Source organism: Geotalea daltonii FRC-32 (assembly GCF_000022265.1).
Taxonomy (GTDB): Bacteria; Desulfobacterota; Desulfuromonadia; order Geobacterales; family Geobacteraceae; genus Geotalea; species Geotalea daltonii.
Genome location: NC_011979.1, coordinates 3,131,676 through 3,156,149, shown reverse-complemented (window position 1 = coordinate 3,156,149; position 24,474 = coordinate 3,131,676). Strand labels below are relative to the sequence as shown.

Annotated in this window: 21 protein-coding genes and 1 other RNA gene; 20 read left to right on the top strand and 2 right to left on the bottom strand. The window is 50.3% G+C overall.

Translation table 11 applies throughout. The features are described 5' to 3' along the window. Nucleotides 1–3: 3 nt before the first annotated feature. From GEOB_RS14335 to GEOB_RS14300, 8 genes are all read left to right on the top strand, one after another. A complete protein-coding gene (locus GEOB_RS14335; RefSeq protein WP_012647963.1) occupies nucleotides 4–828 on the top strand; it encodes a phosphoribosylformylglycinamidine synthase subunit PurQ in 825 nt (274 codons plus the stop codon). 71 nt (nucleotides 829–899) lie between these two features. After that, a complete protein-coding gene (gene purF, locus GEOB_RS14330) occupies nucleotides 900–2,324 on the top strand; it encodes an amidophosphoribosyltransferase (RefSeq protein ID WP_012647962.1) in 1,425 nt (474 codons plus the stop codon). After that, entirely contained in the window at nucleotides 2,317–2,865 is a 549-nt protein-coding gene (pyrE, locus tag GEOB_RS14325) for an orotate phosphoribosyltransferase (protein ID WP_012647961.1), read from the top strand. The genes purF and pyrE overlap by 8 nt, the downstream gene beginning before the upstream one ends. Before the next feature lie 78 nt (nucleotides 2,866–2,943). Then, nucleotides 2,944–3,633, top strand: coding sequence for a YkgJ family cysteine cluster protein (locus tag GEOB_RS14320; RefSeq protein ID WP_012647960.1), 690 nt, complete (start codon nucleotides 2,944–2,946; stop codon nucleotides 3,631–3,633). 58 nt (nucleotides 3,634–3,691) lie between these two features. Further along, nucleotides 3,692–4,633, top strand: coding sequence for an AAA family ATPase (locus GEOB_RS14315; protein WP_012647959.1), 942 nt, complete (start codon nucleotides 3,692–3,694; stop codon nucleotides 4,631–4,633). A 32-nt stretch (nucleotides 4,634–4,665) separates the two neighbouring features. After that, on the top strand, nucleotides 4,666–5,496 hold the full coding sequence (locus GEOB_RS14310; protein ID WP_012647958.1) for a DUF58 domain-containing protein: 831 nt from the start codon (nucleotides 4,666–4,668) through the stop codon (nucleotides 5,494–5,496). Then, on the top strand, nucleotides 5,483–7,390 hold the full coding sequence (locus GEOB_RS14305; RefSeq protein ID WP_012647957.1) for a transglutaminase family protein: 1,908 nt from the start codon (nucleotides 5,483–5,485) through the stop codon (nucleotides 7,388–7,390). Before GEOB_RS14310 ends, GEOB_RS14305 begins: the two co-directional genes overlap by 14 nt. 98 nt (nucleotides 7,391–7,488) lie before the next feature. Beyond that, nucleotides 7,489–9,852, top strand: a complete 2,364-nt coding sequence (locus GEOB_RS14300) for a tetratricopeptide repeat protein (RefSeq protein WP_041267158.1) — start codon at nucleotides 7,489–7,491, stop codon at nucleotides 9,850–9,852. Here GEOB_RS14300 and GEOB_RS19410 read toward each other — a convergent pair. Both GEOB_RS19410 and GEOB_RS14290 read right to left on the bottom strand, forming a co-directional pair. Further along, the gene (locus GEOB_RS19410) at nucleotides 9,838–10,551 is read right to left on the bottom strand and encodes an energy transducer TonB (protein ID WP_012647955.1); all 714 of its coding nucleotides are present in this window, start codon (nucleotides 10,549–10,551) and stop codon (nucleotides 9,838–9,840) included. The genes GEOB_RS14300 and GEOB_RS19410 overlap by 15 nt on opposite strands. A 132-nt stretch (nucleotides 10,552–10,683) precedes the next feature. Beyond that, nucleotides 10,684–12,936: an NADP-dependent malic enzyme gene (locus GEOB_RS14290; protein WP_012647954.1), complete on the bottom strand. Its 2,253-nt coding sequence runs from the start codon at nucleotides 12,934–12,936 to the stop codon at nucleotides 10,684–10,686. 251 nt (nucleotides 12,937–13,187) lie between these two features. Here GEOB_RS14290 and GEOB_RS14285 point away from each other — a divergent pair, with 251 nt between their 5' ends. The 12 genes from GEOB_RS14285 (at nucleotide 13,188) to GEOB_RS14235 (ending at nucleotide 24,453) form a co-directional block, all read left to right on the top strand. Then, nucleotides 13,188–13,685 (top strand): HIT family protein, encoded by a 498-nt coding sequence (locus tag GEOB_RS14285; RefSeq protein ID WP_012647953.1) that lies wholly within the window; start codon nucleotides 13,188–13,190, stop codon nucleotides 13,683–13,685. Continuing rightward, complete coding sequence (locus tag GEOB_RS14280) at nucleotides 13,682–14,638, top strand: ROK family protein (RefSeq protein ID WP_012647952.1); 957 nt, start codon at nucleotides 13,682–13,684, stop codon at nucleotides 14,636–14,638. The genes GEOB_RS14285 and GEOB_RS14280 overlap by 4 nt, the downstream gene beginning before the upstream one ends. Nucleotides 14,639–14,663: 25 nt before the next feature. Further along, nucleotides 14,664–15,749: a 6-phosphofructokinase gene (locus GEOB_RS14275; protein WP_012647951.1), complete on the top strand. Its 1,086-nt coding sequence runs from the start codon at nucleotides 14,664–14,666 to the stop codon at nucleotides 15,747–15,749. A 95-nt stretch (nucleotides 15,750–15,844) separates the two neighbouring features. After that, the gene (locus GEOB_RS14270) at nucleotides 15,845–17,824 is read left to right on the top strand and encodes a methyl-accepting chemotaxis protein (protein WP_012647950.1); all 1,980 of its coding nucleotides are present in this window, start codon (nucleotides 15,845–15,847) and stop codon (nucleotides 17,822–17,824) included. 258 nt (nucleotides 17,825–18,082) lie between these two features. After that, entirely contained in the window at nucleotides 18,083–18,886 is an 804-nt protein-coding gene (gene panB / locus GEOB_RS14265; protein WP_012647949.1) for a 3-methyl-2-oxobutanoate hydroxymethyltransferase, read from the top strand. After that, nucleotides 18,886–19,734 carry a pantoate--beta-alanine ligase gene (gene panC / locus GEOB_RS14260; protein WP_012647948.1) on the top strand — a complete coding sequence of 283 codons (849 nt, stop codon included), beginning with the start codon at nucleotides 18,886–18,888 and terminating at the stop codon, nucleotides 19,732–19,734. Before panB ends, panC begins: the two co-directional genes overlap by 1 nt. A gap of 46 nt (nucleotides 19,735–19,780) precedes the next feature. Further along, complete coding sequence (locus tag GEOB_RS14255) at nucleotides 19,781–21,016, top strand: amidohydrolase family protein (protein WP_012647947.1); 1,236 nt, start codon at nucleotides 19,781–19,783, stop codon at nucleotides 21,014–21,016. Between the two features lie 11 nt (nucleotides 21,017–21,027). Beyond that, on the top strand, nucleotides 21,028–21,540 hold the full coding sequence (locus tag GEOB_RS14250; protein WP_012647946.1) for a ComEA family DNA-binding protein: 513 nt from the start codon (nucleotides 21,028–21,030) through the stop codon (nucleotides 21,538–21,540). 50 nt (nucleotides 21,541–21,590) lie between these two features. Beyond that, nucleotides 21,591–22,046 (top strand): SsrA-binding protein SmpB, encoded by a 456-nt coding sequence (gene smpB, locus GEOB_RS14245; RefSeq protein WP_012647945.1) that lies wholly within the window; start codon nucleotides 21,591–21,593, stop codon nucleotides 22,044–22,046. A gap of 82 nt (nucleotides 22,047–22,128) precedes the next feature. Next, nucleotides 22,129–22,481, top strand: a transfer-messenger RNA (tmRNA) gene (gene ssrA, locus GEOB_RS19830). A gap of 362 nt (nucleotides 22,482–22,843) precedes the next feature. Next, on the top strand, nucleotides 22,844–23,626 hold the full coding sequence (locus tag GEOB_RS14240) for a type IV toxin-antitoxin system AbiEi family antitoxin (protein WP_012647944.1): 783 nt from the start codon (nucleotides 22,844–22,846) through the stop codon (nucleotides 23,624–23,626). Further along, complete coding sequence (locus GEOB_RS14235) at nucleotides 23,623–24,453, top strand: nucleotidyl transferase AbiEii/AbiGii toxin family protein (RefSeq protein ID WP_012647943.1); 831 nt, start codon at nucleotides 23,623–23,625, stop codon at nucleotides 24,451–24,453. Before GEOB_RS14240 ends, GEOB_RS14235 begins: the two co-directional genes overlap by 4 nt. Nucleotides 24,454–24,474 lie beyond the last annotated feature (21 nt).

The window sequence follows — 24,474 nt, the reverse complement described above, 5'->3', positions numbered from 1 at the left end:
TTAATGGCTAAAGCAAAGGCGTTGATCATAACGGGTAACGGCACAAACTGCGAGATGGAGGCTGCCCATGCCTGCCGGCTCGGTGGCTTCGATGAAGCCCGGATTGCCCACATTTCCGATCTTCTCTCCGGCGAAATAAGGCTGGACGATTTTCACTTTTTGAATCTCACCGGCGGCTTTCTTGACGGTGATGACCTTGGCAGCGCAAAGGCCCAAGCCAATCGCCTTCGTTATGCCAAGACCCAGGGCGGCAACGAACATCTCTTTGAACAGTTGCAGCGCTTTATCGATGACGGAAAGCTGGTGCTGGGTGTTTGTAACGGCTTTCAACTGCTGGTAAAGATGGGTCTATTGCCGGGTTTTGCCAATAATGGCCGCCAGCAGGTGGCAACCCTTACCTTCAACGACAGTGGACGTTTTCAGGATCGTTGGGTCTATCTTAAAAACAACACCGCCTCCAACTGTATTTTCACCCGCGGTGTGGAAAAAGGTCTTTACCTGCCAATCAGGCACGGGGAAGGTAAATTTGTCGTGGATGGTACGGAAACGCTGGAGCGGATCGAGAAAGGCAATCTTGCCGTGCTCGTCTATTCCGATCCTGCATATACGTCTGCCACCATGGAATTCCCCCTCAATCCCAACGGCTCGGTCAATGCCATTGCCGGCATAAGCAGTGAATCCGGCAGGATCATGGGACTGATGCCCCACCCCGAGGCTTTCGTCAACCGCATCCAGCACCCCCGCTGGACTCGGGAAAACCTGCCGGAAGACGGCGACGGTCTTGTTCTTTTCAGGAACGCTGCAGATTATGTGAAGAACGACTTCTGAGCTTTGCGGTGCAGCCCCTACAACGAACATCCCTTGAAGATCCCATTCAGGGGAAGGAGTACGTTTACGTTATGAAGTTACAACGACCAGAAGAAGAATGCGGTATTTTCGGAATATTCAACCATCCCGAGGCGTCCAATCTGACTTATCTAGGCCTCTATGCTCTGCAGCACCGTGGGCAGGAAAGCTGCGGTATCGTCTCCTCGGACGGCTCTTCTCTCCATGCCCATAAAAGCATGGGTCTTGTGGCGGATGTCTTCGGCAACCAGGAAATATTCAAATCACTGCCCGGAAAATCGGCAATCGGCCATGTACGCTACTCAACCACCGGTTCCTCAGTCATAAAAAACGTTCAACCGATCATGGTCGACTACTCAAGAGGGTCCATTGCCGTTGCCCATAACGGTAACATTGTCAATGCCCAGATCATTAAGGATGAGCTGGAAGCATACGGCTCAATATTTCAGACGACCATGGACACGGAGATCATTGTCCATCTGCTTGCCACCTCAAAGGCCAATTCTCTCCTCGACAGGATTTCCGACTCCCTGAACCGCATCAAAGGGGCCTATTGCCTGCTCTTTCTCACGGAAACGAGAATGGTTGCCGTCCGTGATCCTAACGGTTTCAGGCCCCTGTGTCTGGGCAAGCTGGGCAGTTCCTATGTGGTCGCGTCGGAAAGCTGCGCCCTTGACCTCATCGACGCCGAATTCATCCGCGAAATTGAGCCGGGAGAGGCGATCATCATTACCAATGAGGGGATGACCTCCTACTTCCCGCTGCAAAAGGCGAATCCGACCCCGTGCATTTTTGAGTTCGTCTATTTTGCCCGTCCGGACTCATATATCTTCGGCAAGAATGTTTATCAGGTACGCAAGGAAATGGGTCGCCAACTGGCACGGGAACATCAGGTGGATGCCGACATTGTCATTCCCATTCCCGATTCCGGAGTGCCGTCCGCTCTCGGTTACGCCGAAGAGTCGGGAATACCTTTTGAGCTGGGGCTGATCCGCAACCATTACGTGGGACGCACCTTCATCGAGCCTCAGCAGGCGATCCGCCATTTCGGGGTGAAGATCAAGCTGAATCCGGTAAGGGAGGTCCTCAAGGACAAACGGGTAGTTGTCATCGACGATTCCATAGTCCGCGGCACCACTTCACGCAAGATCGTCAAGATGATCCGTAATGCGGGAGCCAAAGAGGTCCATGTGAGAATCTCTTCTCCCCCAACCAGTTATCCCTGTTATTACGGCATCGACACCCCCAACCGCAAGGAATTGATCTCTTCATCCCATACCATTGATGAGATCCGCAAGTATATAACTGCCGACACCTTGGGATACCTGTCGGAGGATGGTCTGATCAGTTCTGTCGGGACCGAAAATACCAGCTATTGTCGTGCCTGCTTCACCGGGAGTTATCCCGTTAAATTCCCTAAGCTGGGCATTGCGCCCCAGCTAGACCTATTTGAAAAGGAGCTTCCAGAATATGAGTGACAAGGCTAGGCTAAAACAGATCATCCTTGAGCTTTCCTACGAGAAAAGAAAGGTCGTGCTGGCCTCGGGCCGGGAAAGCGATTTTTATTTCGACGGCAAGCAGACCACTCTTCATCCTGAAGGTGGCTATCTGACCGGCAAGCTTTTTTTCGAAGCGATAAAGGACGTTGAACAGGTTGAAGGGGTAGGGGGATTAACCCTTGGCGCTGACCCCATTGCCACTGCTACCTCTGTCGTCAGCTTTCTGGAAAAGCAGCCGATTCCTGCGTTCATCATCCGAAAAGAGCCGAAAGGCCACGGGACGGGCGCATGGCTGGAAGGACGGAAAAATTTCAAACCCGGAGCACGGGTAGTCATCGTTGAGGATGTTGTCACCAGCGGCGGTTCTTCTATCAAGGCCATTAAAAGGGCGGAAGAAGAAGGTCTCAAGGTACTCGGCGTGGTAACACTCGTGGATCGCGAAGAGGGTGGACGTGAAAATATAGAGAAAGAGGGATACTGGCTTAAATCGATCTTCACCAAGTCCGAAGTGCTGGCTTGATCTGATGCATTTACGGTAACTGTTCAAAGGGTGGCGAATTGATTCGCTGCCCTTTTTCATTGAATACAGGACATTTTCATGCAGGTTGACAACATTCTTACCCTATACGGTCAGCTTCTTTCAAGCGTTGACGCCTGGTTCGGGCGTTGTTTATCAGCGGTTCCCGAAGATATTCACTGCAGCAAAGGCTGTTCCCATTGTTGCCGAGGTCTCTTCGACATTACCCTTCTCGATGCCTGTTTCCTGAAAAGCGGATTCGATAATCTGGGGCAGGGGGTGCAGCAAAAAGTGGCAGACAATGCACGCATACGGCTTGAAGCAATCAGGGCTATCTGGCCCGAGTTTGCACCGCCCTTTACCCTGAATCACCGTTCAGACGAGGAATGGGATAAAATAATGCCCAATGAGGATGAAACGCCTTGTGTTCTCCTTGATGAAAGTGGTCGATGTCTGGTCTACGAGCATCGTCCCATGACCTGCCGGCTCCACGGACTGCCTCTGGTTGATATGGGAGGCGAAATCATGGACCCGGCACTCTGCAGCCTCAATTTCGTCGGGAAAGAACCCATTTCTCTGCCGCAAATCCGCTTCGAATTCATCCGTCTTTTTCAGAACGAACTGATGTTGTTCAAGATGTTTACGGGTGAACTGTTAAAGTTTCAGTTGAATGAACTTGATACTGTGATTCCGGCTGCCATCCTCCTCACTTTCGATGCTAACCAGTGGCAGGAGTGGGGCCGGTTGCTTAATGTCCGACCGGACCATTGAAAAATGGTGGCAGCACTGTATCCTAAAACAGTCGACAGTTTTGAGAGAAGGTTTTTAAATGCAATCTGCAACAAGGGATAAAATTGTAAGTGTCGTGGATACCCTGTCTCTGCGGTATCTGAAAGGCAAAGCTCACGCCGTGAGGCTATGCTTCGTTGCTTTATTGAGCGGCGGACATGTGCTTCTGGAGGATATTCCCGGACTTGGTAAAACGACCTTGGCCCTTGTCCTTGCCAATTCCATGGGTTTATCCTTCGGCAGGATACAGTGTACCAGTGATCTGCTGCCGTCGGATATAACCGGGCTCTCCATCTTTAACAGAGAGTTGAACTCCTTTCACTTCATTAACGGGCCGGTTTTCAACAATATTCTGCTGGTGGATGAGATCAACAGGGCCATGCCGAAGACCCAGAGTGCTCTGCTGGAGGCCATGGAGGAGCGACGGGTGACGGTGGAAGGAGTGACCTACCAGCTTCCTGAGCCTTTTCTGGTCATCGCTACCCAGAACCCGGTGGAACAGGTGGGAACTTATCCGCTTCCGGAATCCCAACTGGACAGGTTCATAATCAGGACCGGCATCGGCTATCCACCGGAGGACATGGAAAAATCAATTATCAGGTATGGTAGCCTTCGCGATGAGATCCGTACTATCCAGGCAATGCTTACTCAAGAGGATATTATTGCCGCCCAGGGAGAAATCAGGGGACGAATCCATTTGGCCGATAATATTGTTGGCTATATTTTTGCCATAATTGCCGCGACTCGCGACCATCCCCTGGTACTGTCGGGTATATCCACCAGGGGAGGGATCAATCTGGCCGACGCAGCCAGGTCGGTGGCCTACCTGGAGGGACGGGATTTCATCATCCCGGAGGATGTGAGGGAGATAATCGTCGCCGTCGGTTCCCATCGGCTCATTACGAAAGAAGAAAGCCAAAGCCTCGACAAGGAGGAGTTGTTACGGTCAATCGTAAAAAAGATACCCGTGCCGCTGTCTTAAGGATAACAAAGGGAGGTGGCATTTATATAGCATTGACGCTGTTTCTCGGTTTTGCCGCGGTGAATACCGGCAATAATCTTCTTTTCCTTATAGTATCCGCAATGCTCGGATTCATGGCAGTATCCGGTGTTGCCGGTTGGGCCAATATAAGGGGCCTGAAACTGCAGTTAGTTCTTCCCGAGGAGATTTACGCCGGTGCTGAAACTCTTGCGGTGATTAAGCTTACCAACACAAAACGGCTCATGCCATCATTCCTCCTGCAGATCATGGTCTGTGGCAAGTCTACGGATTTCAACTACATAAGCAGCTCTTCCACCGAAACAGATTCCGTCGTCGTCAAATTCACCCATAGGGGGCTACAACCCATGGGAGAGGCGCTGGTATTTTCCCCTTTTCCGGTCAATTTCTTCGTCCGATGCAACCGTCTACGCCTCGAAGATGAATTCATAGTGTTTCCAGCCCCCATCCATGCCTCTTTTGCAACTGCAGCCGAACAAGGTCAACCGAACACCGATCCTTTGCCGCTGAGCAGAGGGATGGAGGGAGAGGTGAACAGGATCAAGGATTATGCCGGTGGCGATCCACTTAAAATGATCCATTGGCGCCTCTCGGCAAAGCACCCGCTGTTAAAGGTCAAAGAGATGAGCGCTGGGGGGGGAGAGCCTGTGATCCTCGACCCTCGCCTGTTACCAGGTTCGACCCTGGAGGCGCGCCTTTCCTCTGCAGTATTTCTCATTAACCGTCTTATCCGTGACAACCGCCCTGTCGGCCTCAGGATCAGTGACAGGATAATAAAGCCGAAGGCCTCAAAATCACACAGGCTCCGCTTGCTGACGGAGTTGGCGCTCTATGATCAGAATTAGGATCCCCCTTCTTTTTCTTACCTTCTGCATAGCCCTGCTCGGGTTCATACCTCTTTTCCCGTACATTGAGCCAGCCCCCAGATTTCTCTTTTTGGCTGCCTTTGCTGCAGGGATCCTTGCCGATTACCGGAACCGATATCCGGCAGCATCTATTACCACCCTGGTTTCTATCCTTTTTTTTGCATTCTATATGGTGCAGTTCAGTAGAGACAACGTGCTTTCCCCAGCGGCGAATGCCATCATTCTACTGCTCGGGGTAAGGCTCATCAGTGAGAAGAGTGGAAGAAATCATCTGCAGGTTTTCGTGCTTGCCCTGATAGCACTTGCCGCTTCTTCGCTCTATAGTCTGGATGCTGTTTTCCTTGTTTACCTGCTCGTTCAGTTGGTGCTGATCACGGTTTCCATGGTGCTGTTGACTTTTCACGGGAAGGACCCCCAAATGAATATCAGCTGCCCGGGGATGAAAAAGATATTGACCTCTTCCCTGCTAATGTCTTTGGCTATCATCCCTCTGACGGCTTTTTTCTTTCTTATACTCCCTAGGACACAGTATCCGCTGTGGCATTTGGTTCAGAAGCCATCTGCCAAGGTCACCGGTTTCAGTGATAAAATAGAACCTGGTACTGCTTCCACTGCCGCAGCCAAAATAGTAGCCTTCCGGGCCGAAAGCAGCCGAGTAGAACAGAGTCAGCTGTACTGGCGCGGCATCGTCCTGAATCAGGTCGCAGGTAATACCTGGAGCAGAACTGAACCTCCGGCCGGTGAAGTTTCCAGAATTAAAGCTGGACCAACTATACGGCAGACCATTTATCCTGAACCTTCCCAAAACAGGTACCTGATCACGTTAAACATCCCCCGGCAGCTGTCAGGAACCAGGACCATCGCGTCCGGAGATCTGGTTTTCTACAAACCCTATCAGTCGCAAAGGCGCATCAGCTATAGTGTCGAATCCATCATGGGCGACAGGATCGGTGTTGTCGGGGGGGTACACCAAAAATTCTACCTCAAGCTTCCGACAGGCATATCTCCGCGTATGAAGAACCTGGCACGTGACTTGAGGCGACAAGACCGGGACCATCGTCAGTTACTTTCCCGCTTGGAAGACTTTTACAGGAAAAAAAGCTTCATTTATCTCACCAGCGATTTACCGACCGGTTCATCTTCAATCGACACCTTTCTCTTTGACAAACGCAGTGGAAATTGCGAGCTTTTTGCAGTTTCTGCAGCAACTTTGCTGAGGCTGGCAAAAGTGCCAACACGCCTGGTGGGAGGGTATCTTGGTGGCGAGTATAACCCCATTGGCCGCTATTACACGGTAACTGAAGACATGGCCCATGTCTGGCTGGAGGTATACCTGGCAGGGGAGGGATGGGTAACGGTCGATCCGACCCGCTGGGCGGTGAATACCGTACGCAGCAGTGATGCGGGCAGCCAGGGTATGATGCGAAAATTGCAAGCCTACCTGGACCTTTTTGGTTACTACTGGAACAGGGCAGTCATTACCTACGATCTTGAGAGCCAGATTTCATTGGCTGGTGCAGCCAGTCGCAACCTGAAACAACTGAAGATAGCTGACTTGAAAATTTTTGTTGTTTTGCTGGTAGTTGTGGCAGCTGTTGTCTTTGCCCGATTGATTAGCACAAAGCGAGTCAAAACCAGGGAAGAAAGGCTCCTTTCCGACTTTCTCAGGATTGTCGGCAAGCAATATCCGCTCACCAAAGAACCAGGTACCGTTGGTTTATATGAGTTGGCTGAAGAGACCGGAGACCGGTTGGTGCAGCATTTTGCTTCAATTTACGGGGAAGCTGTATACCATGAACAGCCATTGACGGTTCAACAAATCAAGCAGCTGGAGCATATTCTCTCTCTGCTCGAAAAGGACCGCCAAGGATAAGTATTCCAAAGGTTTAGGCTTCATAAGCCTTGACATGCCGCAGGGTTTGAACTAATTTGACTACCGGTAATATCTACTTTAACGGTGAAGGTGCTTCTTTGGCTTCAAATAGAGAAAAACTTCTGGAAAGTGCACAGAAATTTATCCTTAAGGGACAGCTTGATCGAGCGATCAAGGACTATCAACAGGTTGTAGCACTAGATCCCAAGGATACCCGCCACAGGCAGCGGCTTGCAGAGCTTCTGGTTCGTTCCGGGCGCAATGATGAGGCCGTAACGGAATATGAGGTTATAGGCAAATTCTACGATGACAATGGCTATTATCTCAAGGCAATAGCCGTCTACAAGCAGATACAGAAGCTTACTCCCGATAATATCAAGATAACCGTCATCCTGGCTGCACTTAACGGCAAACAGGGACTGACCGGTAATGCCCTCGACGAATACAGGACCGCCGTCAATTTCTTCGAGAAGAACTCCCAACTGGCCGATGCCGTCAAGACAGTCGAAAAAATGCTGGAGCTGGATCCTGAAAATCTTGCCACCTGCCAAAAACACGCTGAGCTTCTCTTTGCCAGGAGAGAGCCGGACGCTGCCTTTGATGCATATACGAGACTGACAAACCTGCTGAAGACCACCGGCAATCAATCTGCTGCCGAGAAGATGGAAGCAAGAATTGCCAATCTTTTCCCTGATCGTGCGAAGCTTTCAGTCGAAGACCTTGCCGTACTGGTGAAATCAGATGTGGATAATGCCATTGGCAAATTAAGCGGATTGATAAAGCAGGACAGCACGAACCTCCCCCTGTGGAAACTGCTCACCCAGGCTTACCAGATCAAGGAAGACCATGAAAAACTGAGGCTCACCTATGACCTGATAATACGCCTCTTTCCCGACGAGTTATTTGCCCGTGAAGGAATTATCCGTTCTGCCATGGCGGAACAAAAATATGCGGAAGGGGTAGAACTGTTAGGCAAACACTCTGGCTTCTTTCTGGCGCAGTCTGCTTTCGGCACACTGGAAGCCCTGTACACGGCTCTTCGGGAATGGTCAGACGATGAAAGGATCGTTACAGGACTAAAGGAACTCTACCAACAAAGTGGCGAGGCGGAAAAGCTGACCTTGCTGGAAAATAGCATTCAACGGGTTGAACCTAAGCCTGAGGAAACTTTTTCCCTGGAAGAAGAGGCAGCCGAATCTGCAATCGGGTGCTTGGAAAATCCGGGGATTGAAAGCATGCCCGCTGGACCGGCAGAATTTTCCGATTTTGTCGAAACTGCTGAAGCTTCTGAAATTGAATGCGGGGGAGATTGGGAAGAGGATATCTATCTTTCCATAGATGACGGGGAAGATGTTGCTGCCGAGTTGGCAGCTCTGGAAGAGGATGCCCTGCCATCTGAGGACGATATACTTTCAGCTGGGGAAGAAGTATTGCCCGGAGAAGAAGATTTAACGCCTGCGGCAGAAGAGATTGATCACTCTGATCAAGATGTGCTGGCAATTGACGAAGATGTCTTGTTGTCTGAAGAAGTTCCGTTCGATGGGAAAACTGAAGCGGAAACACTGAACCTTGCTGAAGAAGAATTTTCCGCAGTGGATGTGGTCCTTGATGAGCCGGAAATGGAGCTTGCAGCAGAAATCTGCGAAGTTGTCGATGATGCTGAATCCCTGTCACTGGAGCTTGCAGAGGAGCTTGCGGAACCTGAAGAACTGCATAGTGTGTCTGAGGCTGGAAACCTGCTTGAGCTGGACTCGACCGATCTCGCGGAGCACGAGCATCTTGTTCTGCTGCCGGAAGAAGCCGAAGATCTACCCGAGCTTTCTTTGCTGGATATTGAGGATGAGCTGCCAGATGGCGAACAAGACAAATTTGACATCGACATTTGCAAAGGAATCGATCAGCTTTTCGACGAATTCGAGGAGTCTCTCACTCTGGCGGAAGAACCGGCTGTCAGCGTCAAAGCTGCAAAATATTCCTGGGACGGGATGCTGACTGAAAGGGATGACCAGACCAACCAGGGCGATGCTGAAACCCATTTCGATCTTGGCATTGCATATAAGGAAATGGGGCTTTATGATGATGCCATTGGGGAGTTCAGGCGTGCTTCTGCCAGCCCCAAAAGAAAGTTGGACTGCGCTTCCCTCCAGGCTGCCTGCTATCGGGAGAAAAATGATTTTGAACAGGCTGAAAAGATGCTGCTTGAGGCGATGTCACTGGAAGAGGCAACTGACGAAGATATGCTTGGACTTAAGTATGAGCTGGCTTTGCTTTGTGAAACATCTGGTCGGCCCAGTGAAGCTCTTGATATTTACAAAGAAGTGAAAAAAGTTAATCCGGATTTTCCCGGAGTGGCTTCGAAGATAGCTTCATTGGAGGGAGAACCGGATTCCCTTGAGCTGATGGAGCTTGACTATGAAGAACTTGAAGAGTTGGTGGAAACTTCGGAATCAGGAAGCCAATAAATTCAAGGGGGCAACCAGACGGATGGGGGCGAGAAAAAAATCGCCATTGTAGGTCTCTGGCAGGGGGGGAAGAGATCCGGCACCGTCCAGAGCCTTCAGTACTGCCTTGTCATAACCTGTATTACCCGAACTGTGCACAAGCTCTTTTGCAACGATAGTCCCATCTCTGGCGATGACGATATTCATCACCACCTCCTTGATTCCCATCCTGTCTATGTCTTTATCAAGCCACCACTTCTCGTTGATGTTCTGCAGTAACTCAAAGTAGTATGCCTGTATGTCCTCTCGGAGGGTTTCTCCATCACCGAGGCTGCGGAAATAACCCCGCGTTGCCCCCAGCCCGACTGAAACCTGTTGTATGGCACTGGCGCTGCCGGATGCTTGCAGGTTCTTCTCTATTTTTTCCTGCATGTTGCTCAGCTCAGACGGGTCAGAAATCGCTCTCGCGGGTATTTGTTGGGGAATGGCAGAGTGTGGATTTCTGAAAACAGAAGCGGATGTTTCAGGTCTGGCTGCAGGATAAGACATGGTCATATCCATGAAAGCGATGTTTTTTTTCCCGACCCTGCCGTTTTTGCTGCCTGTCAAGCCTGCAAAAACTGTCAGGTGCAAGAGAATAGACAGGACAACCGTCAGGCGGAAAGCTTGATGCCCGCGGGGCTGAAGGGATGAAGGCATTACCTCCAGTGCCTGAGCCATTAGTTTTGACCTCCATGGTTATTGCTAAAAAACTTGGGAAATATAGCAGATTCGAGACAAAATTGACAACTGCAAAGAAAAAAAGGCCACCATCGGGGGCGGCCTTTTTTGCAGAGGTTGATGTAGCTTCTGTTATGAATTCTGGGCGTCAACCACGGCGATGGCTGCCATGTTGAGAATATCGGTTACATCATCGCCCCGCTGCAATACGTGTACCGGCTTGTCCATACCCATGAGTATGGGACCGATTGCTTCAGCTCCCCCCAGTCGATGAAGGAGTTTATAACAGATATTCCCGGAGTTCAGGTCGGGGAATATGAGAACATTTGCCGGACCCTTGAGGGCGCTGAACTGGTAGTTTTCAAGCAGTTCGGGAACTACAGCAGTATCGGCCTGCATTTCACCTTCGATTTCAAGGCCGGGGACCTTCTCTTTGACGATCTCCACTGCCTTTTTTACCTTAAGGGCATCGGGATGCTGAACCGAGCCGAAGTTGGAAAAGGAGAGCATGGCCAGTTTAGGCTCAATGTCCAACATGCGCACTTTATCTGCTGCCAGGATGGCGGTTTCAGCCAATTCTTCCGCATTTGGATCAATTTCTACGGTGGTGTCGGACATGAAGAATATGCCTTTCTTGAATACCATCATGTAGAGGCCGTGGACGCTGCTAAGCCCGGGCTGCTTACCGATGACTTCAAGGGCAGGCCTGATTGTTTCCGGATAATGGGTATCGATTCCGGAAAGAAGTGTGTCGGCATCACCCATCCTTACCATCATACAGCCGAAGTGGGTGCGGGACTTTCTTCTCATGATGCGGCGTGCTTCCGAAAGGGTCAAACCTTTACGCTGACGCAGCCGGTAAAGTTCCTGGGCATAGCTTTCTGTCTTCTCATATTCATCGGGATCGATGATAGTAAGGCCATTTGAATCTATGTTCATCTCTTCCATTTTTTGCAGAATCTTCGAACGGTTGCCTATCAAAAGAGGTGAGGCAATACCCTCCTCCACCACAAGCTGCGCCGCCCTGAGTATTTTTTCGTTGTCACCTTCAGGGAAGGCGATACGTTTTGGATCGCACTTCGCCTTGTTGATGATCATGCGCAGTGTTTCCTTGGCTTTTCCTTGCAGGGATTCCAGATGTTCGACATATTTATCCATATCAGGTATGGGCTGCCTGGCAACGCCTGAATCCATGGCCGCTTTTGCAACGGCCGGGGCGACTCGTAGCAGTGCTCTTGGGTCGAATGGCTTGGGAATGATATAGTCACGACCAAAGGCAAACTTGACATTGCCATAAGCTCGGCAGACAGAATCCGGGCACTCCTCTCTTGCCAGATCGGCGAGAGCCGCAACGGCAGCTTTTTTCATTTCTTCATTGATGGTGGTGGCCCTCACATCAAGGGCGCCACGAAAGATGAAAGGGAAGCCGAGAACGTTATTTACTTGGTTGGGATAGTCGGATCGGCCGGTGGCGATGATGATGTCGCCGCGCACGGCATGAGCTTCTTCGGGGGTTATTTCCGGGTCGGGATTGGCCATGGCGAAAATGATAGGATTAGTGGCCATTTTGCGTACCATTTCGGGGGTAAATGCCCCTTTGGACGAGAGACCGAAGAGGACGTCGGCACCACTGGCCGCCTCTTCAAGAGTGCGAAGAGATGTATCGACGGCAAATCTTTCCTTATACTTGTTCATCCCTTCGGTACGACCTTTATAAATAACACCTTTTGTGTCGCACATGATCAGGTTTTCCCGCCTGACTCCAAGGGAAATGGCCAGGTTTGCACAGGCGTTGGCGGAAGCACCGGCGCCATTGACGACAATTTTTATATCCTCGATCTTTTTGTTCACTAATGTAAGAGCGTTGATCAGTGCCGCCGATGAAATGATCGCTGTGCCATGCTGATCATCGTGGAAAACCGGTATGTTCATCGTTTTTTTCAGCTCTTCTTCGATATAAAAACATTCCGGTGCCTTTATATCCTCCAGATTTATGCCGCCGAAGGTCGGTTCCAGAAGTTGACAGACCTTAATCACTTCTTCGGGGTTTTCCGAATTGATCTCCAGGTCGAAAACATCTATGTCGGCGAAACGCTTGAAAAGAACACCTTTCCCTTCCATAACCGGCTTGCCGGCAAGTGCGCCAATGTTGCCGAGGCCAAGGACGGCGGTTCCATTTGAGATTACGGCGACCAGATTGCCCTTGGCAGTGTATTTGAAGGCGTCTTCCGGGTTCTTTTCTATTTCAAGACAGGGTTCAGCGACCCCCGGTGAGTAGGCCAGAGAAAGATCACGTGACGTGAGACAGGGTTTTGAAGAAATGACTTCTATTTTCCCTTTGCGACCGGTGGAATGATACTCTAATGCATCCATTTTTTTTGTCATACGGCCCTCCTTTGGTGGCTATCCTTTTACTTTAATTTAAAATTTGTCTTCTCTAAAATTCTAACATAGTTTTAGAAAAACGTTGTGTGGCCAGCAGATGCCTACATTAAGCACTTTGGTTATTAGTTGTCAAGAATTTAATATAGGTAAAATATAAAATGATTTTATTGGAACGAAATAGTAATGGCAAAGATTGTAAAATCAAGGTATTTAGTAATAATTCAAATGATTACATTCAAGGACGGTGACATATGGAACGGCTTTGGGCTCCATGGCGCATGGAATACATTGAAAATTCAAAGTCTGAGGGGTGCGTGTTGTGCATTGGACCTGACGAAGCCATTGACCGCGACAGGCTCATACTCTACCGAACCAAACTGTCACTGGTGATGCTGAACAGGTACCCATATACAAATGGTCATCTCATGGTTGCCCCGTTGCGACATACGGCCGATATGAATTCACTGAGTGACGAGGAGATGCTTGACCTGTTCAAGGTGTTGCAACTGTCTCGCAACGTTGTGGAAAAAGAGGCATCTCCCCAAGGCTACAACGTGGGGCTCAACCTGGGGCACGCAGCCGGCGCCGGGATTGACGATCATCTTCACATTCACCTGGTCCCCAGGTGGAACGGTGACACCAATTTCATGACGGTGATATCTGATTTGCGGGTAATGCCAGAAAACCTCCTGACCACCTATGACAGGCTGCTGGCAGGATTTACTGCGGCCGGAAAGGTCGAATTATGACAAAAGAAAAGATTTGCATTGCCATTGATGTGGGTGGGACAAATCTAAGATTTTGCCTGGTTGATCAAGCAGGGAGGCTTTTATTCAAAGAGCGGCAATCGACGGAAATAAACAGGGGACGGGACGACTTTCTTGCCCGCCTTTACTCAAGCCTTGATTATCTGAAAAAAAAAGGCACGGCTGAAGGCTGGCAGGTTGTTGGCATCGGAGTCGGAGTCCCAGGCTTGATTTCCAATGAGGGGCTGGTGTACTCCTCGGTTAACCTGCAGCCCCTGGAGGGACTCAACCTCCGCCAGCTGATTTGCCAAGCCACTGGGCTGCCAACGATCGTTGTCAACGACGCCAATGCCTGGGCATGGGGTGAGAAGTGTTTCGGCGCCGGCAAAGGTATGGCATCATTCCTCATGCTTACCCTTGGCACAGGCGTCGGTAGTGGCCTTGTGCTGAATGATGGACTGTGGACGGGAGTTGACGGCGTGGCTGCTGAATTTGGTCATGCAACAGTTGAACCTGAAGGCAGGCTGTGCAGGTGTGGCAACCACGGCTGCCTGGAACAGTATTCATCGGCAAGCGCCATAGTATCAGCCACTATGGATGCATTGCATCGGGGGGGCAGCAGCTGTCTCGCGCACATCCCCCCCGCGGAGATTACCAGCGCCATCATCGCCGAGGCGGCCGCTAAAGGAGATTCACTGGCCCGGTCAATATTCGAGCAGGCAGGTCGTTATCTTGGTATTGCCTCGGCTTTGGTGGCAAATCTTTTGAACTTGGACGGCATCATTCTCGGTGGTGGGGTGGCGGCAAGCTTTGACCTCATTGCCCAACCCATGCGCAGGGAGATTGTTGCCAGAGCTTTTCCCATTCCGGCACGGAGACTCAAAGTGATCAAAAGCGAGCTGGGTGATGATGCCGGCATTCTCGGCGCCGCAGCAATGGCAATGGCTTCCATTTAATGCATTCTATTCAGGAGGAGCATCCATGAAAAAACGGATTGGCGTACTTACCGGCGGTGGAGACTGTCCAGGGCTTAATGCAGTCATCAGAGGCGTCGTTAAAGCAGCCATCATTCAACACGGCTGGGAAGTAGTCGGTATTGAGGACGGTTTCGACGGATTGCTGACCGGCAGATGTCGTCAGTTATCCATCGATGATGTGCGCGGTATCCTCCCCCGTGGAGGGACCATTCTCGGAACTTCCAACAGGGGTAACCCCTTCGCCCGTCCGGTTGAAAAGGGGGGCAAGATCGAATATGTTGATTCTTCCAATGAAGTTGTTGAACGAATAAAATCTCTTGGCATAGGGGCTCTGGTCGTTATCGGCGGTGAAGGCTCCTTTAAGATCGCAATGGATTTGATGAACAAGGGTGTGCCCATTGTCGGTGTACCGAAAACCATCGATAACGACCTGATGGAAACGGATGTGACCTTCGGTTACAATACTGCCCTTGAAACGGCAACCGATGCACTGGACAAACTGCATTCCACTGCAGAGAGCCATCACCGGGTGATGATAATGGAGGTCATGGGAAGATATGCCGGCTGGATAGCTTTGGAATCAGGTATAGCCGGAGGTGCAGATGTCATCCTCATACCTGAAATCCCTTTCGACATCCGGAAAATCTGCCTGGCCATAGAAAAAAGGCGTAACAACGGCAGCCGTTTCAGTATTATTGTGGCAGCTGAAGGGGCCTTTCCTGCGGGGGGCATGAGAGTTGTAAAAAACAGCGCCGATGCTACTCATGCCATTGAGCGTTTGGGCGGCGTCGGAGAATTCGTGGCGAACGAGCTAGCCGCGAACCTGGACATGGATGTACGGGTTATGGTGCTCGGTCACCTGCAGCGCGGCGGATCACCATCCACCTTTGACAGGTGTCTGGGAAGCCGTTTCGGAGTCAAGGCTGTGGAACTTGTTGACCGGAATGAGTTCGGCACGATGGTATGTCTCAAAGGAAGGGATATTGGCAATGTAGCCATTGAAAAGGCGATCAAACAGCTTAAAGTTGTGGATCCCGATGGTGAAATGGTGAAATCTGCCGTAAATTTGGGGATAATGCTTGGCAGGTGATGATTAACAATTGACAATAGCCGATCAAGTACCCTAAACTGCTGTGGAATTCTTTGAACCCTGGCGATGGCATTGTTTTGGAGGGTGCAGCTTTAATGGACAAAATCAAGCGAAGCAGGCTATACGCCTTTTTAGGGTTTATTCTCGGTGTCGGTGCACCAATAGGTTGGACTGCCATCCGCCTTATTTTTCTGCGTGACAAAGAGGTTTCTCTTCTTTCCCAGATCGTCACCGATGTTGTAAAAAGCAATTACCATTTTGCTCTTTATCTGTATATGGGGATCGGCACGGCGCTGGTTCTGGCAGTGGTAGGATTTTTCATAGGCAAGGCCGGTGATGAACTCCATGAAAGGGCGGTGGAACTGGATGCCCTGCATAAGGAGGTGGCTTCTCAAAAGGAAATTTTCGAGAACCGCTACAAAGTCCTTGACAACAACATCAAAAATTTTCACCACATTAGCAGCCGGATTCAGAAAACCATAAACATTCAGGAAGTTCTTTCTCTGTGCGCCGAAGGATTACACGACATTCTGGGTTATGATCGTGTCAATCTTCTTATGGTCGATGAGGAGAGAAAGGAACTCCGTTTTGCTGCGGCAACTGGTTCCGATAATTTCGACCGCACAAATGTTTCCTTGCCTCTTGATGGCAGGAGTGGTGTCATATTCAAATGTTTTTCCGAAAAGAAACTTTATTTGGTCGATGATATTACCAAGTATCCATCCGATTTTCATCTCAAATCCCCTTACGATACCATTCATCCCCTTCGGTCGCGTAGCTTCGTTCTCTGTCCCATTGTTGTCAAAGGCGAATCCTGGGGCGTTTTCGGCATTGATAACAGGTTCAGCCAACGGACCTTGAATGATACGGATTCCGACACAATCAAACTTTTTGCCGATCAGGCTGCCTCCGCCATCACCCGGATAAACCTCCTGCAGGCCATCGATACCCTGACGCTGCAACTGGGTAAGACTTTCTCCGAGCTTCTCAATAATCGGGATACCTGTTCCCGTAATGTAAATCGTCTCAAGGCTTCTGCTGGGACAATTGCCGATAGCGCCACCCACATTTCATCTGCGTCTGAAAGCGTATTGGCTTCCGTGGACGAAACAAGCGCCGCTGTAACAGAAATATCGGTTGCCACTGAACAGATTACGAAAAACCTGGATTTTCTCGCTGAAAGTGTGGACAAATCCGTTTCGGCAATGGAGGAAATTTCCAGAACGATCAAGCAGGTGGAATCCAATACCGTTGTTTCCCACAATGTCTCAAGCCAGGTCAAGGCTCATAGCGACAAGATAAGAGTTGTCGTTTCCGAAACAATCACCTCTCTGGCTGAGATACAAAAGGCTGTAGATCTGTCCTACGAGGGGATTAAACGCCTGAGTGAGAACAGCAGCCGGATCGACAACATAGTAAGTGTCATCAATGAAATAACGAAACGGACGAATCTTTTGGCGTTGAATGCCTCGATTATTGCTGCCCAGGCTGGAGATTACGGCAAAAGTTTCGGCGTAGTAGCCGATGAAATAAGAAACCTTTCGCTGCAGACCGGTCAATCCACTGGAGAAATTACCTCTATTATCGAAGAGATCATGCAAGAATCGCGCATTGCGGCCGGCAATGTGACCATGACCAAGGAGCTGGTACAGAAAGGGGTCAAGCTGGGGAAAGAAACAGGTGCTGCGTTGGGCATGATTGAGGACAGTTCCAAACGTGCCATGGAGATGACCGAGCAGATCAAGATTGCTACCGAAGAGCAGGCACAGAGCGTACAGCTGGTTACCCGCTCCATTGAAGATGTGAGCACCATGACCTCCCAGATATTCAATGCCTCCAAGGAGCAGGCGAAGGCAACAAGAAATATCGGCAAGGCCATCGAATCCATTAAGGAAATGACAGAAGAGATGGTTACAGCAACGGTAAAACAGGCTTCTGAAGGAAGCGAAATCAAAACATCGGTGGATGCCGTGGGAGGACTGATAGTTGGCGTCTTCGACGACCTGGAAAAGAGGCAGGAAGACAGCCGTGCAGTAGTGAGCGAGTTGGAAGTAATCAAGTCCATAGCCAGTTGAGCCGGGAAAACCGCATTTTCAAACACTGTTAAAAAATGGTAGACTTTAATTCGGTATTCTGGTACTAATATTGACAATTACAGTGAGATGGGCCGTAACATTTGTGCGGATCCGACAAATCTCCTCTGACAACGAACATACCGCCAGGATTCAACAGAACCGGGACGGGAGGCAATAGCTGAAAAGAGATAACTTTCTCTTGTAGATTCATACCAGCGCCCCCTTAGCCAGTGGGCGCTTTTATTATTGGAGGAACCTTTGAAGAAAGCCACGACCATACTGGATATCCAGAAAATGAAAGCAGAGGGCGAGAAGATATCTATGCTCACCTGCTACGATTATCCAACCGCAAGAATAATGGATGACTGCGGCATCGATATGATCCTTATCGGTGACTCTGTTGGTGTCGTCTATGCAGGTTATGACAATACTCTTCCCGTGACTATGGAAGATATGATCTACCACACCCGGGCAGTGGTAAGAGCTCAGCCGAAGGCGCTGGTGGTGGCGGATATGCCGTTTCTTTCCTACCAGACCGATATGGTATCAGCCAGACTGAACGCTGGTCGTCTGATAAAAGAGGGAGGGGCAGCCGCGGTAAAGATCGAGGGAGGGGTGAATGTGGCCCCGGTAATCGAAGCCATCACCTCCATGGATATCCCGGTAGTGGCGCACATTGGACTTACTCCCCAGTCTCTGCACCGTATGGGAGGCTACCGCGTTCAGGGAAGAAACAATGAACAGGCGGAAAAACTCCTTGCCGATGCCCGCGCTGTAGAGTCAGCCGGCGCCTTTGCCGTTGTCCTGGAAGGTATTCCGGCGGCGCTGGCTGCCAGAATTACCAGCGAATCGGGCATTCCCACGATAGGAATTGGTGCCGGACCGTCCTGTGACGGCCAGGTATTGGTAATACACGATATCCTCGGTCTTTGTGAAAAGTATGCCCCGAAATTCGTCAAGCGCTACGCCGACCTGAAGCCTGTCATAGCTCAAGCCATATCGAGCTATATCCAGGAGGTAAAAGAGGGCGCATTCCCGACGGAAGGAAACTCATTCAACTGATGGAACTCATTCAATGCATAGATGAAATGCAGAGTATTGCACAGGCTGCCAGGGCGAACGGCAAGCGGATTGCCCTGGTACCCACCATGGGCTACCTTCATCAGGGACATGCTTCTCTTATGGTGGAAGGGCAAAAACGTGCCGATTTGCTGGTGGCCAGCATCTTTGTTAATCCCACCCAATTCGGCGTGGGAGAGGATTTTGACAGCTATCCACGGGATATGGAAAACGACATGCGGATTGCAGAAGCAGCCGGAGTGGATTTGATCTTTGCTCCCAGGGCTGCGGATATGTATCCCGCCGATTACCAGACCTATGTAAACGTGGAAGAGTTGACACTGCCACTGTGCGGAGCAAACCGGCCCGGTCACTTCCGCGGCGTGACTACTGTGGTGGCCAAGTTTTTTAACATCGTATCACCGCATGTTGCGTTGTTTGGTCAGAAGGACTATCAGCAATTGGCAGTGATCAGGCAGATGGTCGCCGACCTTAATATGCCTGTTGAGGTGATTGGCATGCCCATCGTCCGTGAAGCGGATGGTCTGGCAATGAGTTCCCGCAACTCTTACCTGTCGCCGGCGGAACGTGTAAGCGCCCTCTGTTTGTCCAATTCCCTGAACGCGGTAAGAACTGCCTTCTGCAAAGGAGAACGATCAGTGGCAGCTCTCAAAAACCTTGTTCTCGATATGATCAGCAAGGAGAGATGTGCGGCAATTGATTATGTGGAATTTCGCCATGGTTTGAACCTGGCGGCAGTGGATACGGCAGATGAACAGACAGTGGTAGCATTGGCTGTTAAAATTGGAAAGACACGGCTCATTGACAATAGGGTTTTAGGGGAGGAATAACAATGAGCAGAAAGGCAGCAATAAATTTTGCCTTTCAGAGGATGCCATGAGAATCTTCGCCGCTTCAACCGTAATGCCCATATCTTCCTCTCCCATTGCACACGGGGGCATCCTGGTGGAAAATGGCCGAATCAGGGATGTGGGGCCGGTCGAGCGTCTGCGATTTGATTATGACGCTCCAGTCACCGATTTTCCCAAGGGTGTCATCATGCCAGGTTTGGTGAATGCCCATACCCATCTGGAGCTGACCCATTTCCCTTCATGGAAACTGCGCAAGGATCTGGACTATTCGCCGCGTACTTATGTGGACTGGGTCATTCAGGTAATAAAGATCAAGCGCGGTCTTCAGCCTGAAGAACTTGAACTATCCCTGAAGGAAGGACTGCGCAAATCTCTGGAATCGGGTACCGTTGCATCAGCCGATATTCTCACTGATCGGCGACTTTTGCCAATATATGACGAAACACCGACTAAAAATATTGTCTTTCTTGAGGCTATCGGCCAGGAACCTGCTCTATGTGCTGAGCTGAAGGAAAAGTTGAAAGTTGTCATCCGATCAGGTCACACCCGTTTCGGCATATCGCCTCACGCACCACACACCCTGTCACCTTCTTTTTTCAGGGAAATCAAGGAACTTGCAACCAGCTTGTCCTTACCAATAATGACGCACCTGTCCGAGTCATCCGAAGAAGCCTCATTCATGCATGATTCGACAGGCAGGATTGCCGAATTGCTCTATCCCCATATACATTGGGAAGCTTACCTGCCGAAGCCTCAAAGGACTACGTCTACGGCATACCTCGATTCCATTGGCGTTCTGGATCAATCCACCATTGCCGTCCACTGTGTGCACATCACGCCTGCCGATGGAGAGATACTGAAAAAACGAGGAGTAAATGTTGTTATCTGTCCGCGCAGCAATGACAGGCTTACCGTGGGTAAAGCGCCGCTACATCTGTTCAAGAAGCTGGACATACCCATGGCGATCGGCACCGACTCCCTTGCCAGCAATGATTCCCTTTCGCTTTGGGATGAGATGCGTTTTATTCTCAATGAGTTCCCCGGTGTTTTTCGGCATGATGAACTTTTGGCTATGGCAACACTTGGCGGAGCCAAAGTCCTGGGGATCGACGAGGAATTCGGTTCCCTCGAAGTGGGCAAACGGGCCGATTTCCTTGTGCTGGAAGTTGAGGATTCAATGGCGGAAAAGGATCTGCACCGCCTGATCATTGAGGAAGCCCGTATAGATCAAATCTATATCTCCGGCAACCACGTAAATTGAGAGGCAATGTTATGTCATGTTATCGCAGCCTGATGTCAGCCCTTATTGTCCTTGTTGTTTTGTCATTTACTCATGTTGCATCGGCCAAAGTCTTGCGCACCTACCAAGGAAAGCTTAACATCAATACGGCGTCCGCAGCGGATTTTGCAAGACTGCCGGGCATAGGTAACGTTATAGGTTTTCACATAATCAAGGAAAGAGAACAACTGGGCCGTTTTTCAGCCATTAAGGACATCACCTCAGTAAAAGGTATTAAACCGCGGGTTTTTGAAACAATAAAAGGCCATCTGACACTGACGGGAGAGAACAACCTGCAGGTCCGCATTGATCTCAACACTATTACCAAACCGGTTCTGCTTGGACTTCCCGGCATGTCCGCCGGGGAAGCGCGTTCAATCATAAATTTCCGCAAGAACAGGCCGTTTACTTCAGTTGAAGACCTGCTGCTGGTGCCAGGTATCAATGGGAAACGGATGCGCGAGCTCTCTGAATGGCTGACGGTGGTTAAAACCCAAAGAAGATAAATTCTGTCCTTTTTCCTTGCACTATTTGCTGGATTTGCTACCATAGCTTCATGTCTGAAAAGTTGATCTGTAACAATAAAAAAGCCTATCACGATTATTTCATCGAGGAAAAATTCGAGGCTGGCATGGTACTCAAGGGAACCGAAGTTAAATCCCTGCGAAATGGCAAAGCCAACCTCAATGATTCCTTTGCCCTGATCAAGAATGGCGAAGCATTTCTGCATAACCTGCATATCTCTCCATACGATTTCGGCAACCGGGAAAATCATGATCCGGACCGGATGCGCAAGCTGCTTCTCCACAAAAAGGAAATAGGCAAGCTTTTCGGCAAGATCAGGGAACAGGGCTATTCGGTGGTCCCTCTTCGGCTGTACTTCAAAACCGGCCTGGTAAAGGTAGAGCTGGGTATGGCCAAAGGCAAGAAGCTCTATGACAAACGAGAGGACATGAAGAAAAAAGATATGCGCCGCGATGTGGCAGTAGCGCTTAAAGAACGGAACAGATAACCCGTTCGAAGTTCGAGGTTCGAAGTTCGAGGTTTTCAGCCTTAACCCAGAACATAGAACTTCGAACCTAGAACTTTTTCAAGGGGGTGTAAAGGTTTCGACGGGGGTAATAAGCAAAGGTTGCATGCCGAGGTCCGGGTGGCTCGTAAAACAATCCGGGACGCATTAAGCGCCGATAATTACGATTACGCTTTAGCAGCTTAATAACCTGCTAACGATCTACCTTCCCTCTCCCATGGGGCAGGATAGATCGTCATTTCAGTGGGATAGCCGAGGGAAGTGCCTGTGGTCCCGAAGCGAAATTAAAGCAGGATCGAACCTGACAAATCCCGGCCAGTGGAGTTCTCGGGGGCTAAAACAAAAACTGGTATAAGCATGTAGACGCCTTTCGTGTACGATCTTCGGACGCGGGTTCGATTCCCGCCACCTCCACCAATTAAAGGTCCGGTAAGGACCGGAGCAGTACAAAAAAGCCCTGAGAAATCAGGGCTTTTTGTTCATCTATCGTCCATTATCGTCCTGAAAAGTATATTGACATCCGGGGTGAGTCGGTCGTCAATAGTGGACACCAATTGACTCATGCAGCCTCTTGTTGTTGATAGTATTGACGTTCAAATATAGCCAGGGAAAGATAGCCAAGCGTCGGTTGAAGATGAAACCATAACTCAAGCCACCAGTTGGTACACGGCGTGGGCCTTCGAATAATTCTAGTGGGGAGGCATTGAGCGCCAATTACTCAATTTTGAAAAGCAACAAATTTCGTTGCTTTTCTTGTTTGTTTGCTGTATTTAAGCATCATGGCTATTGCTCAGTATCTTGACCACTTGCTCGCACAGGGAATATACTGCTTCAGTGGCGTGGAAGCCTCTCAATTTTTAGGCTCTAACGTCATCGCGACCCGTGCTGCCTTACGCCGCGCACGGCATAAGGGAGAAATAGCCATGCCGTTTCGAGGGTTCTACGTGATCGTTACCCCGGAACATCGAAAACTTGGCTGTCTTCCCGCCAACCAATTCATCCCGGCACTGATGTCTCATCTTGGTGAGCTGTATTATGCCGGACTTCTCACCGCTGCCGAACATCACGGTGCTGCCCATCATCGCCCTCAATCCTTTCAAGTTATAGTGCCGCGCACCAGGACGGGAATTACCTGCGGCGGCGTTCGGGTCGATTTTATCGGACGGAAAAATGTCGCTGGCATGCCTACCCAGGATTTCAAAACCCCCCGAGGGTATCTAAGGGTTTCCACTCCGGAAGTTACCGCTTTTGATCTTGCCGGATACCCGCACCATGCGGGGGGATTGGACAATGTTGCTACGGTCCTGTCCGAACTGGCCGAGAAAATGGACCCTGCAAAACTTGTCTCCATTGCTGATCTTTCTCCCATATCGTGGTCTCAACGTCTGGGCTACCTGTTGGAATTGGTGGGCGAGCGCGAGCTGGCTAAAGGCCTGGCAGAATATATAACTCAAAAGGATGCGGTGCCGGTGCCGCTCTCTCCGTCGCAACCTTCAAAAAATATACGGCAAGAGTCCCGTTGGCGGTTGTTACCGAATGAAAAGGTAGAGCCGGAACTATGATCCCTCTCGACTACATCACCGCATGGCGGACCCATGCTCCATGGCCGCAGCTTTCCCAGGTCGAGCAGGATTTGATAATCTCTCGGGCTCTTGTTGAGCTGTACAGCCATCCGCTTCTCGCTGAAAATCTGGCCTTCCGTGGCGGCACCGCACTATTTAAATTGCACCTGCCGCCAGCACGGTATTCTGAGGATATTGATCTGGTGCAGATTAAGGCCGGTCCAATCGGGCCTATCATGGATGCGGTGCAGGAAAAGTTGAATATATGGCTGGGAGTTCCGAAGCGGAAGCAGTCTGAAGGCCGGGTGACGTTGATTTGGCGGGTGGATTCTGAGGAAGGCTTGCCGCTAAGACTGAAGGTGGAGATCAACTCCCGTGAGCACTTCACCTTCTTAGGCTACCAGAAACTTCAGTTCCAGATGGTCTCCCGCTGGCACAGCGGCACTGCTTCAATCTCTACCTATGGGATTGATGAACTGCTTGGAACCAAGCTTCGTGCGCTTTATCAGCGGAAGAAAGGTCGAGACTTGTTCGACCTCTGGCATGCTGCATCAGCCCTTAACGTCAGCCCAGAGGCCGTGGTGTCATGCTTCGTAAAGTATCTGGAGCACGAAGGGCATCCGGTATCACGGGCCGAGTTTGAGATGAACCTGTTCGAGAAGCTGAGTGATCGGCGCTTTCTCGATGACATGGCTCCATTGCTGACGACCGGGACAAATTGGAACCACCGGGCTGCGGCGCAGTACGTGTTGGAGTCGTTAGCACCATTGATGCCGGGGGATGCATGGGTAAAGACGGGAGAGCGCCTGATCGATTGGTCAAGATAGCGAAACCCCGGCCAACCCCGA

Excerpts from the sequence above, each read along its gene's own strand:
- GEOB_RS14335 (WP_012647963.1), top strand. The coding sequence starts at position 4 with ATGGCTAAAGCAAAGGCGTTGATCATAACGGGTAACGGCACAAACTGC.
- purF (WP_012647962.1), top strand. The coding sequence starts at position 900 with ATGAAGTTACAACGACCAGAAGAAGAATGCGGTATTTTCGGAATATTC.
- pyrE (WP_012647961.1), top strand. The coding sequence starts at position 2,317 with ATGAGTGACAAGGCTAGGCTAAAACAGATCATCCTTGAGCTTTCCTAC.
- GEOB_RS14320 (WP_012647960.1), top strand. The coding sequence starts at position 2,944 with ATGCAGGTTGACAACATTCTTACCCTATACGGTCAGCTTCTTTCAAGC.
- GEOB_RS14315 (WP_012647959.1), top strand. The coding sequence starts at position 3,692 with ATGCAATCTGCAACAAGGGATAAAATTGTAAGTGTCGTGGATACCCTG.
- GEOB_RS14305 (WP_012647957.1), top strand. The coding sequence starts at position 5,483 with ATGATCAGAATTAGGATCCCCCTTCTTTTTCTTACCTTCTGCATAGCC.
- GEOB_RS19410 (WP_012647955.1), bottom strand. The coding sequence starts at position 10,551 with ATGGCTCAGGCACTGGAGGTAATGCCTTCATCCCTTCAGCCCCGCGGG.
- GEOB_RS14290 (WP_012647954.1), bottom strand. The coding sequence starts at position 12,936 with ATGACAAAAAAAATGGATGCATTAGAGTATCATTCCACCGGTCGCAAA.
- GEOB_RS14285 (WP_012647953.1), top strand. The coding sequence starts at position 13,188 with ATGGAACGGCTTTGGGCTCCATGGCGCATGGAATACATTGAAAATTCA.
- GEOB_RS14280 (WP_012647952.1), top strand. The coding sequence starts at position 13,682 with ATGACAAAAGAAAAGATTTGCATTGCCATTGATGTGGGTGGGACAAAT.
- GEOB_RS14275 (WP_012647951.1), top strand. The coding sequence starts at position 14,664 with ATGAAAAAACGGATTGGCGTACTTACCGGCGGTGGAGACTGTCCAGGG.
- GEOB_RS14270 (WP_012647950.1), top strand. The coding sequence starts at position 15,845 with ATGGACAAAATCAAGCGAAGCAGGCTATACGCCTTTTTAGGGTTTATT.
- panC (WP_012647948.1), top strand. The coding sequence starts at position 18,886 with ATGGAACTCATTCAATGCATAGATGAAATGCAGAGTATTGCACAGGCT.
- GEOB_RS14255 (WP_012647947.1), top strand. The coding sequence starts at position 19,781 with ATGAGAATCTTCGCCGCTTCAACCGTAATGCCCATATCTTCCTCTCCC.
- GEOB_RS14250 (WP_012647946.1), top strand. The coding sequence starts at position 21,028 with ATGTCATGTTATCGCAGCCTGATGTCAGCCCTTATTGTCCTTGTTGTT.
- smpB (WP_012647945.1), top strand. The coding sequence starts at position 21,591 with ATGTCTGAAAAGTTGATCTGTAACAATAAAAAAGCCTATCACGATTAT.
- GEOB_RS14240 (WP_012647944.1), top strand. The coding sequence starts at position 22,844 with ATGGCTATTGCTCAGTATCTTGACCACTTGCTCGCACAGGGAATATAC.
- GEOB_RS14235 (WP_012647943.1), top strand. The coding sequence starts at position 23,623 with ATGATCCCTCTCGACTACATCACCGCATGGCGGACCCATGCTCCATGG.